The 13,459-nt window shown below is 61.7% G+C and carries 14 protein-coding genes; 6 read left to right on the top strand and 8 right to left on the bottom strand.

Annotation, left to right across the window (positions count from 1 at the left end; translation table 11 throughout):
- Window positions 1-118 precede the first annotated feature (118 nt).
- The 4 genes from ACUY3D_RS01055 (at window position 119) to ACUY3D_RS01040 (ending at window position 3,682) form a co-directional block, all read left to right on the top strand.
- Window positions 119-1,549, top strand: coding sequence for an amino acid permease (locus ACUY3D_RS01055; RefSeq protein WP_154762024.1), 1,431 nt, complete (start codon window positions 119-121; stop codon window positions 1,547-1,549).
- Between the two features lie 533 nt (window positions 1,550-2,082).
- Complete coding sequence (locus ACUY3D_RS01050; RefSeq protein ID WP_154762023.1) at window positions 2,083-2,928, top strand: type IV toxin-antitoxin system AbiEi family antitoxin domain-containing protein; 846 nt, start codon at window positions 2,083-2,085, stop codon at window positions 2,926-2,928.
- A gap of 69 nt (window positions 2,929-2,997) precedes the next feature.
- A complete protein-coding gene (locus ACUY3D_RS01045) occupies window positions 2,998-3,207 on the top strand; it encodes a helix-turn-helix transcriptional regulator (RefSeq protein ID WP_196060522.1) in 210 nt (69 codons plus the stop codon).
- A complete protein-coding gene (locus ACUY3D_RS01040; RefSeq protein ID WP_196060523.1) occupies window positions 3,200-3,682 on the top strand; it encodes a transcriptional regulator in 483 nt (160 codons plus the stop codon). Before ACUY3D_RS01045 ends, ACUY3D_RS01040 begins: the two co-directional genes overlap by 8 nt.
- 418 nt (window positions 3,683-4,100) lie before the next feature.
- On the opposite strand, the gene ACUY3D_RS01035 is transcribed toward ACUY3D_RS01040, so the two are convergent.
- From ACUY3D_RS01035 to typA, 8 genes are all read right to left on the bottom strand, one after another.
- On the bottom strand, window positions 4,101-4,664 hold the full coding sequence (locus ACUY3D_RS01035) for a GtrA family protein (protein ID WP_144675980.1): 564 nt from the start codon (window positions 4,662-4,664) through the stop codon (window positions 4,101-4,103).
- A 107-nt stretch (window positions 4,665-4,771) separates the two neighbouring features.
- Window positions 4,772-5,578, bottom strand: a complete 807-nt coding sequence (locus ACUY3D_RS01030; RefSeq protein WP_143335618.1) for a pseudouridine synthase — start codon at window positions 5,576-5,578, stop codon at window positions 4,772-4,774.
- On the bottom strand, window positions 5,579-6,664 hold the full coding sequence (dapC, locus tag ACUY3D_RS01025; RefSeq protein ID WP_070562115.1) for a succinyldiaminopimelate transaminase: 1,086 nt from the start codon (window positions 6,662-6,664) through the stop codon (window positions 5,579-5,581).
- Between the two features lie 3 nt (window positions 6,665-6,667).
- The gene (gene fdxA / locus ACUY3D_RS01020) at window positions 6,668-6,991 is read right to left on the bottom strand and encodes a ferredoxin (protein WP_070524905.1); all 324 of its coding nucleotides are present in this window, start codon (window positions 6,989-6,991) and stop codon (window positions 6,668-6,670) included.
- Window positions 6,992-7,041: 50 nt separating this feature from the next.
- A complete protein-coding gene (locus ACUY3D_RS01015) occupies window positions 7,042-7,434 on the bottom strand; it encodes a hypothetical protein (protein WP_070530376.1) in 393 nt (130 codons plus the stop codon).
- Window positions 7,431-8,297, bottom strand: coding sequence for a PIG-L family deacetylase (locus ACUY3D_RS01010; RefSeq protein WP_101736278.1), 867 nt, complete (start codon window positions 8,295-8,297; stop codon window positions 7,431-7,433). Before ACUY3D_RS01010 ends, ACUY3D_RS01015 begins: the two co-directional genes overlap by 4 nt.
- A complete protein-coding gene (locus tag ACUY3D_RS01005; protein ID WP_448240164.1) occupies window positions 8,290-9,891 on the bottom strand; it encodes an ABC transporter family substrate-binding protein in 1,602 nt (533 codons plus the stop codon). Before ACUY3D_RS01005 ends, ACUY3D_RS01010 begins: the two co-directional genes overlap by 8 nt.
- Window positions 9,892-9,993: 102 nt before the next feature.
- Window positions 9,994-11,904, bottom strand: a complete 1,911-nt coding sequence (gene typA / locus ACUY3D_RS01000; RefSeq protein ID WP_070524897.1) for a translational GTPase TypA — start codon at window positions 11,902-11,904, stop codon at window positions 9,994-9,996.
- 272 nt (window positions 11,905-12,176) lie between these two features.
- On the opposite strand from typA, the gene ACUY3D_RS00995 reads away from it, so the two are divergent.
- Window positions 12,177-12,896, top strand: coding sequence for an Rv1157c family protein (locus ACUY3D_RS00995; RefSeq protein WP_269948514.1), 720 nt, complete (start codon window positions 12,177-12,179; stop codon window positions 12,894-12,896).
- On the top strand, window positions 12,896-13,432 hold the full coding sequence (locus ACUY3D_RS00990) for a ribonuclease FAU-1 family protein (protein ID WP_239248485.1): 537 nt from the start codon (window positions 12,896-12,898) through the stop codon (window positions 13,430-13,432). Before ACUY3D_RS00995 ends, ACUY3D_RS00990 begins: the two co-directional genes overlap by 1 nt.
- Window positions 13,433-13,459: the final 27 nt, after the last annotated feature.

Below are 13,459 nucleotides of genomic sequence, written 5' to 3'. Positions count from 1 at the left end.
GTTTGAGGCCCCCGTTTCTGCGGGGGCCTTTCGCGATCGTGGACTTAAGCCCTCCGCATTGTGCACAAGCGCTATAAAATGGCCCCTTTATGCCCAAACGCCTTGGCAGCTGCCTACAATGCTAAAGGTGACTGCTCAAAACGATTCCTCTCCTAGCTCACTCGGCAGCGGCTTGAAAGTCCGCCACCTAACCATGATGGGGCTGGGCTCCACTATCGGTGCCGGTCTTTTCCTAGGCACCGGCGTAGGTATTTCCGCCGCCGGTCCCGCGGTTCTCTTGGCCTACCTCATCGCTGGCTTCCTTGCCATCTTGGTCATGCAAATGCTCGGTGAGATGGGCACGGTCATCCCCGCTTCCGGTTCCTTCTCCGAATACGCCGAGCACGGTATCGGACGCTGGGCAGGCTTCACGCAAGGCTGGATTTATTGGCTTGCCACCGTCGCCGTCCTCGGCGCGGAAATTACGGGCGCTGCTGGTTTCATCGGCGCATGGTTCGACTGCCCGCCGTGGATCCCCGCCGCTATCTGCGTGGCGCTCTTCGGCACCATCAACCTCTTGCGCGTGCGCTTGTTCGGCGAGTTCGAGTACTGGTTCGCCTTCATCAAGGTCGCGGTCATCATTGCCTTCCTCATCATCGGTGCGCTGCTGATCTTCGGCCTTCTCCCCGGCCACACCTTCATCGGGACGTCCGTCTTCCTTGCCGACGGATTCATGCCCAACGGCCTCGGCGGCGTGGCCGCCGGTCTGCTCGCCGTGGCTTTCGCCTTCGGCGGCATCGAGGTCGTCGCCATCGCTGCGGCGGAATCCGAGGATCCCGAGAAATCCCTCGTCAACGCGGTGCGCACCACCATTACTCGCATTTCGGTCTTCTACTTGGGCTCCGTCCTCGTCATCACCTTCCTCCTGCCCTACTCTTCGCTCGGCTCCGCGCAGTCTGCCGCCGAGTCTCCGTTCACCATGGTCTTGGACCGGGCTGGAATCCCTGGTGCTGCGGCCATCATGGAAGTGGTCATCGTGCTCGCGCTGCTCTCCGCGTTCAACGCGCAGATCTACGCCTCCTCCCGCATGATGCACTCGCTGGCCTCCCGAGGTGAGGCGCCCAAGCTCTTCGCTGCAACAGATCGCCGCGGCGTGCCAACCGCCGCCATTGCGCTGTCCGTTGTGCTCTCCGCAGTCATGGTCGTTCTCAACTATGCGGATACCGGATGGCTACTCTCCTTCATGCTAAACGCCGCTGGTGCTTCGCTGCTCATCGTGTGGGTCTTCATTGCAGTGAGCCAGTTGCGCCTGCGCCCGCAGCTCGAGGCCGTCCACCCGCTGCCGGTCCGCATGTGGGCCTACCCCTACCTCACGTGGTTCGCGCTGGCATTGTTTGCAGCTATTGCGGTGCTCATGCTTAGCGACGCCTCCGCCCGCATCCAGCTCTACTCCGCCGCCGCCATGTTCGCTGTGCTCGCTGTCGCGGGCGTGATCAACGCTAAGGCCCGCGGAATCTCCCCGACCGCGCGCCTGCCCCTGCCCACGGAAGAAGAGCTGGAGGCACGCTAGCCGCCACTCCCGCAGCAACCCCACGCCCTTCGCGTCCCTTCCTCACTCCTCCTCGCAGCCACCTCACTCCCTTCGCGCTCACCGGCGCACTGCGTAGCACCGTATCTCCGCTCCCTGTGGCCGCCAAGGGCATGCCGCATGAGCTGTCACCCCAGCAAGCGCCCTTCGCGCTCACCAACGAAGGGCGGACAATGACAGGCGCCTGCCCCGTGAGCGCAAAAGGTAGGTGGACCCGAACGGCGCTGCTTCGCCGCCTCCCCTTCCCTTCGCGCTCACCGCCGAAAGCTCAAGCAGCTAATCAGCGAGCCCGGTGAGCGCCAAGGGCGCGGAGGGATTTAAGGGGCTGTGTTGGTCGACAACGCCGAATCGATGCGGCGATCCGAACACTGCAAAGCCCAAACGAAAGGAAATGCGCTAGTCAGGAAGACGACGTGTCAACATAAACCCTCAAAATCTGACTTTTGAGGCAGAGTTATCCACAGGCGGAGAATTGACTATCGACTCGTCGCCAAGCACTGCATACCTTGAGTTTCATGAGGGCATGGACTACCGCGGAGCTGCGCGAGATGGGGTTGAGCAAGGAGGCAATCCGGCGGAAGCTTCGCGCGGGAAAGCTGTTTCGCGTGCATCGGGGGATTTATAGCGATGAGTGGTCGCCGTTAGCTGTGGCAAAGGCCCTGGCGCATGGACTGAGCCGAATACACTTCACGGGTAAGACGGCACAAGAGATTCACCTGGGCCGAAAGCTGACGTTTCCGCTGGAGGCCGAGGGGCCGCGAACGCTCAAGGGGAAGAGCTTTCGGGTGACGCATTCGCGGCTTTCGGCCACAACCCTGGTCAACGGACTTCCGGTCATTCAGGTTCTCTGGGCGGCGCGGCGAATAACCGCAGCGTGTGGTCAATTGCTGGAAGAGCATTATCGCGGCAAGACAGGCCCTGCTCGCCTCGAAGATGACCGGCGGAGAATGCGGCGAGTCCCACAACGCTTGAAGGAAACTATCCGTCGCACGCCCATCGGCACAGACAGCGTGCCGGAGCGCCAGCTCAGTCGAAGACTGCGCACGGACGGAATCTTCCCTGAGCACAATGCGCTCATCGCGGGCTACCGCTTTGACTTGAAGATTGGCAAGCTCATAGTCGAGGTCGACGGCTGGGAGCACCACAAACATAGTCGCGCTTTTCAAGCAGACCGCTCGAAGCAGAACGCCGCAGTGGCACATGGCTATACGGTTTTGCGCTTTACTGCCGACGATATCCGCTACCACCTCGACGATGCAGTTCTACTCATCAAAACCACACTTGAACAGCTCAAAGGGCGTAAACCGAAGCTGCCGGCTGTGGTGATGCACCCCTACTGGACATGGCATGTTTGCATGTAACCCTTGCTCCTATGACAAGTTTGCTTTACATTAAGACATGTAAACGCGACACACCGTAAAGGAGACCAGATGGCCGAGCGCCAGAATATGGTTCGCAAATGGCGTCGGTGGCTCGAGATGTCTCAAGCCGACCTTGCTGAAAGAGCCGGAGTTTCTCGCCAAACTATCGCCAATATCGAACGCGGCAACTACTCCCCCTCCGTCTACCTAGCGCTAGACATCTGCCGCGAACTAGGAAAAACCGTCGAAGAAGTCTTTGGAGATGAACAACATGATTAACGCCCTTGCTAACTACACCCTCAACGAGATCGAGCGCGCCTCCCGCGACGAATACGAACGCGAAACCTTTTACAAAGCCTGCGCCGTCGCAGCGCCGCCTGTGCAGTTCTTGGAGCTCGTCATCGCTGCCATCCTTGCTTGGGTACTTCCCGGCCAGATGAGCATGTTGTGTTTCCTCGCCATAGTGCCGTCTGTCATCGGCAATGCCATCGGCACGGCGTGGCTGCGAAAACGCGTCGCTACCCCGCTTGTGGGTCGTAATTGGTCCGCCATGGCCGTTTACTTAATACCGGCAATCGCGATGTTCGCGGGAATCGCCTATAACGCCTATGCGCCTGCCGACGGCCACAATCCCACCGCTTATCTAGCCGGCACCGCAGTTGGCGCTATCGCCGTCCTCATCCTCGCCCCATTCCTTCGCCGCCGCCAGCACCAACGCGACCAAGAGCGCCTCGACGCCGAGCTCGACGACTAGGCAGCTCTTCCCCGCCCACCTTCCTTCATCCCGCCCTTCGCGCTCACCGCGGACGGCGGGTTCCTCTATTTTGCAGGCGCCGGTGAGCGCCAAGGGAGAATAGGGCCACGTCGAACCAAGCGCCGAAGTGCATCTCATCCCGCCATCTCACCGGTCAAACCGCCAGCACGCCCTTTCGCGCTCACCGGCAGCAGTAGCTACCGAATCTATTGGACGCGTGTGAGCGCGAAGGAGGCATTTCCACCAATTACCCCTAAGCGCTCACCAGGGCGATGGAGCGCTGCCTCGTCGTGTTTCCGGTGAGCGCGAAGGGAGCATCTGCTTGCCGACGCCCCCCTTCCCGCTCACCGCAGCATCGAAAAGACCCCACCGGCCGTCGCTGGTGAGCGCGAAGGGCAGGCGGGGCGAAGGGTCGATATTAAGCCGGTTCCGTCTCGTGGACCACGACCGGCGCCTTGGGCTTCGAGCGGAAGGTCCACAGCTTGTTGAAGATGAAGTTAATCGGCATGGCTACCACGATGGAGATGGCATTGGCCCAGTAGTACATCGTGCGGAAACCCGTGGAGTCATCGAAAATATCGGGCGGCAGCTGCAACGGCGAGGTCGGATTCATCAGCAAGTACTGCACAGCAAGAGTCACCAAATACGCGCCAATGCCCGTAATGAGGAACGGGAAGAAACCCCGCAACCACGAGACTTTGCTAACGGATTTAAAAGTCCACATGCGGTTGAGCTGGTAATTCCACGTATTCGCAACGAGGAAGGCGATGGTGGAAAAGAGCATGAACCAGCGCACGTGAAACTGGGTGCCGAAGAGGTTGAACATCGCGTCATGCGGCGTAGCCCCGAACCAGGACAATCCACACTTTGCGGCCAGGATTGAAACTGCAATATTGACCAACGCGCCCGAACCGCCAACCAGACCGAACTTAATGAACTGGCCAAAATTCGAGGCAAAGCGAGCAAAGCTCAGATCCGCCATGGACACGCCCTTCGTACAAAATGCTCAATTATGATGAATAAAACTTCATTTGAGTTTAGTCGTTCAATCAGCACAAACTAAAACGCACGCCGCATTAGCGCCCAATCTCACAGCTGAAACTCCCGGTTGCGGCCGGTAACTGGATCGCTAAAACTCAAAGCGACATGGGAAAGCAGCAGCGGCGTGGAGAAATCATAAAGATCCAAGCCTCGATCCACGGGATAAGTATCATCCCCCACAATCGGATGTCCCAGGTGGTTAAGTACCACGCGGATCTGGTGGGTATGGCCGGTGAGCGGCCATACATCGGCAGTCGTTCCACTAGCACGCACGCGGGTCACCGTAGGCGTACCGGTGGAATCCACGAGGACCTGACGTTCACCACGCACGCGCCGCATCCCCAGCCGTACAGTGCCGTCGAAGGAGAAGGGCGCGGCCACCTGAGCCCGGTAGTGCTTCACCACCGCACGCTCCTGAAAGAGTTGCTGATACGCAGCGCGCGTGCGGGGATTGCGCGAGCACAGCACCAACCCCGAAGTCAACCGGTCCAGCCGCTGCAGCGGCACGATGGAGTCCTCATTAAAGTCCACGCGCAAGCGTGTCTGGAGCGTCTCGCGGACGATGCGACCATTCGACGTCGTGGGTAAGAAGTGCGGCTTGTCCGCGACTATCAGGTCCCCGTCCTCATATACCACCCGGTAATCAAAGGGAATGGGCTCTTCGGAAGGTACCGAGGGGTGATACCACGCCAGCGTAGGGCCAGGAAGTAGAGTGCCGGGCTCCAAGCGCGTGCCAGGAGAAAACGCGGAATCGCCCGCCTCACCTGCCCAATAGGTAGGAGTGGCGGGCACGATGCCAGTGAGCATCACTTTACGCGGGCTAATCCCCTCCCGCGCCGGCGGGCGAAAAGCCACTTACTCAGCCAAGCGCGCCACCGCCGCCGCGATGCGCTCGTCCGTACCGTTGAGGCCAATGCGCACGAACTGCTCGCCCGCTGGGCCATAGAAGTCACCCGGTGCAACGAGGATGCCGCGCTCGGCCAGCCAGTCGACGGTCTCGCGGCAGTTCTCACCGCGCGTTGCCCACAGGTAGAGCCCAGCCTCGGAGTGCTCGATCCTAAAACCAGCTCCGGTCAGCGCCCGCATGAGATCCACACGGCGCGCGGCGTAGCGTTGGCGCTGGAGGGCTTCGGAGGGGTCGTCGTCAAGCGCGGCAACCATCGCCGCCTGGATGGGGCCCGGAACAATGAGCCCCGCGTGCTTACGCAGCTCCAGCAGCTCGGCGATGAGCTTGGCATCGCCCGCAAAGAAACCGGCGCGATAGGAGGCCATGTTCGCGCTCTTGGACAGCGAATGCATGGCGATAAGCCCGGTATTGTCGCCATCGGTCACGCGCGGGTCCAAGATGGACACCGGCGGGTTCTCATCATCCCAGCCCAAGCCCATGTAGCACTCGTCCGAGGCCACGATGGCATTGTTCACGCGCGCCCAAGCGACGATCTCGCGCAGCTTCTCGACGCCCAGCACCCTGCCCGTCGGATTCGACGGCGAGTTGATGAACACGAGCGACGCATCCTGGAAATCCTCGTCGGCGCGCAGGGGCTTAGCACCGGCCAAGAGGGCGCCGACTTCATAGGTGGGGTAAGCCACCGTCGGGAAAGCCACGGTCTCACCGCGCATGCCCAGCAAAGTGGGCAGCCAGGCGATAGCCTCCTTGGTGCCGATGACCGGCAGCACCGCGTCCACGTTCATGGTGTAGCGGCGCTCAAGTGCCTTCGCGATGGCCTCGCGCAGCTCCGGAGTGCCCTGAGTCTGCGGATAGCCGGGAGCCTCGGCCGCTGCTGACAGCGCTAACTGCACGCCAGGGGCAACTGGATCAACGGGATTACCCACCGATAGATCAACGATCCCGTCCGGATGCGCCTGGGCTTTCTTCTTGGCACCGGCGAGCGAGTTCCACGGAAAATCCGGAAGCGTGCGTCCAAGCGGCGTGCGGCTCATGCTCTACTCCTGGTTCTGGGGCGGGAGCTTAGCGATCATCGGGACGTCAAAGTCCTGAGGTCCAAGTGCTGCCGCGCCACCCGGGGAGCCGAGATCATCAAAGAAGGCGGCATTGGCGTCGTTGTAGTCCAGCCACTCATCCGGGACGTCATCCTCGTAGAAGATGGCCTCCACCGGGCAAGCCGGCTCGCAGGCGCCGCAGTCCACGCACTCGTCTGGGTGGATGTAGAGCATGCGCTTGCCCTCGTAGATGCAGTCGACCGGGCACTCTTCAACGCAGCCGCGGTCCATCACGTCGACGCAGGGCTGCGCGATGGTGTAAGTCATAAGGTGTTTAAACTCCTGTGTGTCACGGGTTTTCTACGAATAACAGTATGCTACTCCGAGGCGAAAAATGGCCAAACGCTGCCCGCGATTCCCGCAGCGAACAGCAGCAGGCTGAGAATATTATTGGCCAGCAGACTGCCATCCCCGATGGCGGCTCCCAGCATGAATGCGAGAAAACCGCCCACCCAGGCCAGTCCTGGCACGCCTGCGATGTAGGGATTCTCACTCCACAGACGCGCTGTGCGGGTCAACACCCCGTTGAACCAGAAGGCGATGAGGATGGTGATGGGAAAGGCCATCCCGGACTCGCCGGGCCACGGCAGACGCGCGGTGAGATAAACCACCTCGAGGGTCAGCGAGCAGAGCGCTCCCAAGACCAGCCACACCAAGCCACCTATCTGTTCGCCCCGGGAGAAATCAGTGCGAATGGCGCGCTCGCTCACTTCTCCCCCAGCAATGAATCCTGTGGCTCTCCCTGACCAAGCTGGTAGAACTCTTGGCGCAGCAGCGGCATCGTGAGCAGGTTGGACAAGGCATAGGCGGCGGGGACTTGGGCGGGGTCCTTAAGACCCGCCTGGGCGGCGTGGGGGTTGACGGTGGTGAGAGAGCCGTCGGCAAGCCAGATCTGCGTGGCGTGGGCCAGCATCGCGGCGCGCTTGGCAGCAAGTGCTGCGTCGCTGAGCGCGTAGGTCACGTCGCAGCCGGCGTTGGTGAAGTTGTCCAGGTACGTCTTGTCCGGCAGGCTCCAGCCATCCGGAGGAGTAACAGCCTCGAGGCCGCGATAGTGCGCGGCACGCTCAAAGACGGCCCACCAAATGCGCTGTTCCGGCGCGGCGGCCGTGTGCACGGCCTTGTGCACGGCGATGTGGTCTGGGTGACCGTAGCCACCGTCCGGACCATAGGTCAGCACCGCGTGCGGACGCAGCTGTTCAAGGTGGCCACGCAACAGGTCTGCTGCTTCCTCCACACGGTTGACCAGGGCCCGCAGGTGATCATGGGCGGGGGAACCTTCCATCCCGGAATCGCGAAAATGCCCGAAGCCGCCCAGCTGGATTCCTTCAACGCCCAAGGCATCGAGCGCGTGCTTGAGCTCCCAAGCGCGGAACCCGCCCAGCTGATCTGTTTCTGCGAGGCCTTGGTAGGGCTCACCGATTATTTCGCCCTCCTCCCCCAGCGTCGCGGTAATCACGGTGACCTCCGCACCGCGCGCGGACAAGTCCGCCAACGTGCCGCCTGTAAAGAGCACCTCATCATCCGGGTGCGCGTGAACGGCCACGACACGGTAGCCGGTGAGATCCTTATTCATCGTCTTTCCTCCACTGCGGTGCACTAATCAGACCGGAGTCCCAGTCCTTGATGCTTTGTCCGGGGCCAACAATACCCTTGCCCAAAGCGTGGATTCGCACCTCATTAAGCAACGGGACGAAGAGAACTTCTTCTTTGTTGAGGTGCTCCACCTGCTCTTGAGCCGCTGCGGAATCGAGCTTTCCCGACAAAATATCGGTAGCAGTCTTCGCGGACTCTTCAGGGCAGAACCCCGACTGCGTTGCCGCAGGCCGCGTGGGCGTTGCGCACACGAAGTAGTTAGCCAAACTCAGCGCATCGCTGCCGTTTTCGTCCCACGCCACCACGGCGTCAACTTTGCCAGCCGGGAGCAAGTCAGAAGTAATGGTGGTCGGGCGTTCGGTGACGAGCTCCGCGTCGATGGCCTTGGCTTGCAACACGTCCACGATGGTGGTGGCGGCGGCCAATGCAGTGGGGTTTAGGGGATCCGCGGCGATGCGCACGGGTTTGCGGCCCGCACGCTCACGCAGCGGGGCAAGTTCTGCGTTGCTATCGAAGGGATTCTCCCCCGGTTCGAGCTCCGAAGCGCGGCCGGTGGCAAGCCGGGCCAGCTGGTCGGTGTTGAGCAGCGAAGCCAAGGCGCGGCGTTGCGGCTGTTCCTCGAGTGCGCCCTCGGCGGCCGACATCTCCAGGCGGAGCTGACGCTGCCGGGTCACCACACCGGTATTGACGTTGCTGAGCAGGCTCAAATTCTCCAGGGTGGTCTGCTGCGGGGTGAAGTCAGCAAACCCAATCTGGTGCGAGCGCAGCATGTTCACCGCCTGTGCGGTATCGCGCACAGCGCGCAATTGGATCACGTCGATATGTGCGGGATCCTCTCCCCAGAACCGGTCATTGCGGTTAAGCGTGATAATCCCTCGCCCGCGGTCCATCCCTTCTACGAGGTAGCGTCCAGCAGAGGCTGGGATACCCTCAGCTAAGGCCGAGGTGAAGTCCTTGTCCTCCAGCACATGGGAGGGCAATAGGTGGGCAAAGAGCTTGTGCCAGTCCTCCACGCGGTGGTCGAAGTCCACGGTGACCACTCGCCCATTACCGGAAGTCCGCACGGCCGAAATTGCCCGGTAACCGGACACGTTTTTAGCGCCCGGAGTGCGCGTGATCTGGGACCACAAATAATTGAAGTCAGAGCCTGTGATCGGCGTCCCATCGGACCATTGCGCTGGCGCGGCGATGGTGTAGCGCACTCGCATGGCAATGCTGCCCGGAGCGTCGATTTCCTCGGCGGATTCGAGGACATCCGTGTCCATCTGGTCCCCGTGGAAGGCCGAGGGCAGCACTAGCTCCGCGATTTGGTTGACCAGTTCCGAATTATTCGCCACGAGGTGCGGGTTAAGCCCGCCGCGCAGCGGGTCCACCCCAATGGCCACGGTGCTGCGCTTCGGCAGTGCGTCTTCCTCGGGTGCTTTCTCCGGCGGCGGACTGGTGGTGCTTGAGTTCGTGGGCGTGGCGCTGCGATCTTCCTCGTCCACAACCGGCGGCGGCCCGGGGTTGGCTTGGCATGCAGTCAGCACGGCGGCTGCGAGAATGACTCCGAGCCGGGGCAGGAAACGGTCCACTCCACACAACCTTTACGTCCGGAAAACTCTTCCGCGCTATTTTAATACCCCGGGGCAGGTGGTCCTAGCGGTGGGGCGCCGCTTGGCGACGCCCACAGCGGCCTACTTGTTGAGCTGCTTAGCGCGTGCGGCCGCGCGCTTGCGGTCGGTGGCAGACAGTTCAACCTTGCGCACGCGCAGGACCTTCGGGCCCACCTCGACGCACTCGTCGGTGCCACAGAACTCCAGAGCCTCGTCGAGGGACAGGGTCTTGGCCTTAGCCAGCGTGACGGTGGCGTCGGCGGTGGCGGAGCGCATGTTGGTCAGCTTCTTTTCCTTGGTGATGTTGATGTCCATATCCTCATCACGGTTGTTGGCACCGACGACCATGCCCTCATAGGCCTCCATGCCCGGCTCCACGAAGAAGTCACCGCGGTCTGCCAGCTGCTGCAGAGCATAAGCGGTGATCTGGCCGGAACGGTCGGCCACGAGCGAGCCGGTCGGGCGAGCCTTGATGTCTCCGGCCCACACGTCGAGACCATCGGAGATGGAGTTAGCGATACCGGAACCGCGGGTCTCCGTCAGGAACTGGGTGCGGAAACCGATCAGGCCGCGCGCTGGGACGCGGAAGACCATGCGCACCCAGTCGCCCTCGCGGACATCCATTGACTGCATCTGGCCCTTGCGGGAGGCCAGCAGCTGGGTGATAGCACCCTGGAATTCCGATGGGGAGTCGATGGTGAGCATCTCGTAGGGCTCCATGGTCTTTCCATCGATGACCTGGGTCACCACCTGTGGCTTGCCGACGGTCAGCTCGAAGCCCTCGCGGCGCATATTCTCGATGAGCACGGACAGTGCCATCTCGCCACGGCCCTGAACCTCCCAAGCATCGGGACGCTCAGTCGGCAGCACCTTGATGGAGACGTTACCGATGAGCTCCTGGTCCAAGCGGGCCTTGACCATGCGGGCGGTGAGCTTGTCGCCGCCGCCCTGGCCTGCCATCGGGGAGGTGTTCACGCCGATGGTCATGGAGATAGCCGGCTCGTCGACCTTAATGCGCGGCAGCGGCTTCGGGTCCTCGACGTCGGCGATGGTGTCACCGATCATAATGTCGGAGATACCGGAGATGGCCACGATGTCACCGGCGATGGCCTCGGTGTCCGGCTGACGCTCGAAGCCGACGGTGCGCAGCAGCTCGGCCACCTTGACCTGCTTGACGTGCATCTCGCCCTCGTCGTCGTAGTGCATCCAGGCCACCTGCTGGCCCTTCTTGATGGTGCCGGAGTAGATGCGCAGCAGTGCGATACGACCCAGGAAGTCGTCGGAGTCCAGGTTGGTCACGTGGGCCTGCAGCGGGGCGTCGACCTTGGCGGAGGGCTCAGGGAGGACTTCGTAGATGACGTCGAAAAGCGCCTGCAGGTCGTCGGCGTTAGGAACGTTGCCGTCACCCGGGTTTTCGGTCGAGGCCTTGCCCTCGCGGCCGGAAGCGTAGAGAACCGGCAGATCCAAGAGTTCCTCGGCGGCAGCGGCTGCTTCCTCATCTTCGAGGCCGGCAGCGATTTCCAGCAGAAGATCCTGTGCTTCGGTGACGACCTCGTCGATACGGGCGTCGGGGCGGTCGGTCTTATTCACGCAGATGATGACCGGCAGCTTGGCTTCCAGTGCCTTGGTGAGAACGAAGCGAGTCTGCGGGAGGGGGCCTTCGGAGGCGTCGACAAGCAGCACGACGCCGTCCACCATGGAGATACCGCGCTCGACCTCGCCGCCGAAGTCGGCGTGGCCCGGGGTGTCGATGACGTTGATGATGAGGTCCCCGCCGTCCTTGCCCAGGCCCTTGCGGTGAATGGCGGTGTTCTTCGCCAGAATGGTGATGCCGCGCTCGCGCTCCTGATCATTGGAGTCCATGACGCGGTCCGAGTGTTCGCCATGGTCGCCGAAAGCGCCGGACTGCTCCAGCATTCCGTTGACGAGGGTGGTTTTACCGTGGTCAACGTGTGCGACGATGGCTACGTTACGGAACTCAGTATTACTCACGTGTGGGGTGCTCCTTTAAAGCATGATGCGTTAGCGGTATGAACGGCCCTTAAATATACTCTCTAGCTCTTTCATGTGCAGCATCGTGCGCATCGCGCGCTTTAGCGCGCGATGTAACGAAACGATATCAACAGCCGACATACCGCACAGTAGGTCTCTATTTAGAGTTGACTACGCCAAAAAAGTGAATATTGTGGCAGCAGATACTATTGTGACGCATGTGATTTAGTTTCCTGCCGCCACGTTCCCATACCCAAACACAAGGATTTTCCATGGCCCTTTCCGAACAGCGCTCTTCCCGCTCCGCCCGCCGTGGCGTCGCTGGACTAACTGCTGCCGTGATGATGGGCTTCCTCAGCATCACGCCAGCACATGCCGGCGCCCCCGATCTCTCCTCGCTGGTGAACATTCCGCAGAGCAGTAACCCGCTGGACAGCCTCGGCCGCCCCACCCCGGAGACGCAGGAGCGTGTTCGCGCTTTCGCGGCACAGCCATGGATCCCACAGGAGGCCCGCAGCGCCATCCTCACCGCCCTTAACTTCTCCGCCGGTGACGGCGGCGAAGGCGGTGTGGCCATGCCGGAGGGAAACAACCCCGGCTTCCGCCAGTTCTACTGGCCTACGGTCTCCGCGCAGTGCATCGGCGGGCAGGGCGATTCGGTGGGCTCCGCCATCGCCGTGCCTGGCCCGACCGATATGCCGGCCCCAGGCGCAGGCGAAGGAGAAACCGTCTTCCTCTTCACCGCGCTGGGCACCCCCACCGCCGCTGAGCAGCAGGGTGCCATGAGCGTCCAGTGGTTCAACCTGGATACCTTCCAGTTCGGCACCACTCCCCTGTTCAACAACGGCATCAACGCCGATGGGCCGACCACGGTCTCGGGCCGCGCAGCAACGGGCAAGGGCACCGTCGTGGCGGTCCTCTCTGGCGCGGTCAACACTGCTGAATCCTCGTGTTCTTTCCCACCTACCGCGGCTTACCTCGAGGTGAACTAATGAGCACTGACCTGCACCCAGTCAAGCAAGAAACCTTTAACACCACCGACAACATCAATGTCGACCCGAAAGGTTTTCAGCGGGAGGTAGACACCTACCGGGTCACCGACTTTGGCCTCTACATGGCCCGCGGCGCTAACCACCCGCGCTTCGGCTACCTCGAATCCTGGTTGCTGCCGGACCTTGGCCTGCGCGCCAATATCTTCCACTTCCGCGAGGGCGTGGATGTCCACCAAGATTTCTACATCGACGTCGCTGATATCGACGTCGACGGTGATGTGTGGACTACCCGCGATCTTTATGTCGACTTGGTCTCCACCTCCGGCGAGCCGGTTGATGTGCTCGACATCGACGAGCTAGCCGCCGCAACCTCCAACGGCCTCATCAGCGCCGAGGAGGCCGAGCGCGCCATGGAGCGGACCCTGACCGCCGTCGAGGGCATCACACGCTACGGCGATGACGTCATGAGCTGGCTGCGCACGCTGGGCATGGACCTTACTTGGGCAGAAAATGTGGAGCTCGTTCCTGCCGAGTAACCTAGGGTAAACACTTACCCCTACACC

This window comes from Corynebacterium guaraldiae, from assembly GCF_053480195.1.
This window is presented reverse-complemented; position numbering and strand designations above follow the sequence as displayed.

Excerpts from the sequence above, each read along its gene's own strand:
- ACUY3D_RS01055 (WP_154762024.1), top strand. The coding sequence starts at position 119 with ATGCTAAAGGTGACTGCTCAAAACGATTCCTCTCCTAGCTCACTCGGC.
- ACUY3D_RS01050 (WP_154762023.1), top strand. The coding sequence starts at position 2,083 with ATGAGGGCATGGACTACCGCGGAGCTGCGCGAGATGGGGTTGAGCAAG.
- ACUY3D_RS01045 (WP_196060522.1), top strand. The coding sequence starts at position 2,998 with ATGGCCGAGCGCCAGAATATGGTTCGCAAATGGCGTCGGTGGCTCGAG.
- ACUY3D_RS01040 (WP_196060523.1), top strand. The coding sequence starts at position 3,200 with ATGATTAACGCCCTTGCTAACTACACCCTCAACGAGATCGAGCGCGCC.
- ACUY3D_RS01035 (WP_144675980.1), bottom strand. The coding sequence starts at position 4,664 with ATGGCGGATCTGAGCTTTGCTCGCTTTGCCTCGAATTTTGGCCAGTTC.
- dapC (WP_070562115.1), bottom strand. The coding sequence starts at position 6,664 with ATGAGCCGCACGCCGCTTGGACGCACGCTTCCGGATTTTCCGTGGAAC.
- fdxA (WP_070524905.1), bottom strand. The coding sequence starts at position 6,991 with ATGACTTACACCATCGCGCAGCCCTGCGTCGACGTGATGGACCGCGGC.
- ACUY3D_RS01010 (WP_101736278.1), bottom strand. The coding sequence starts at position 8,297 with ATGAATAAGGATCTCACCGGCTACCGTGTCGTGGCCGTTCACGCGCAC.
- ACUY3D_RS00995 (WP_269948514.1), top strand. The coding sequence starts at position 12,177 with ATGGCCCTTTCCGAACAGCGCTCTTCCCGCTCCGCCCGCCGTGGCGTC.
- ACUY3D_RS00990 (WP_239248485.1), top strand. The coding sequence starts at position 12,896 with ATGAGCACTGACCTGCACCCAGTCAAGCAAGAAACCTTTAACACCACC.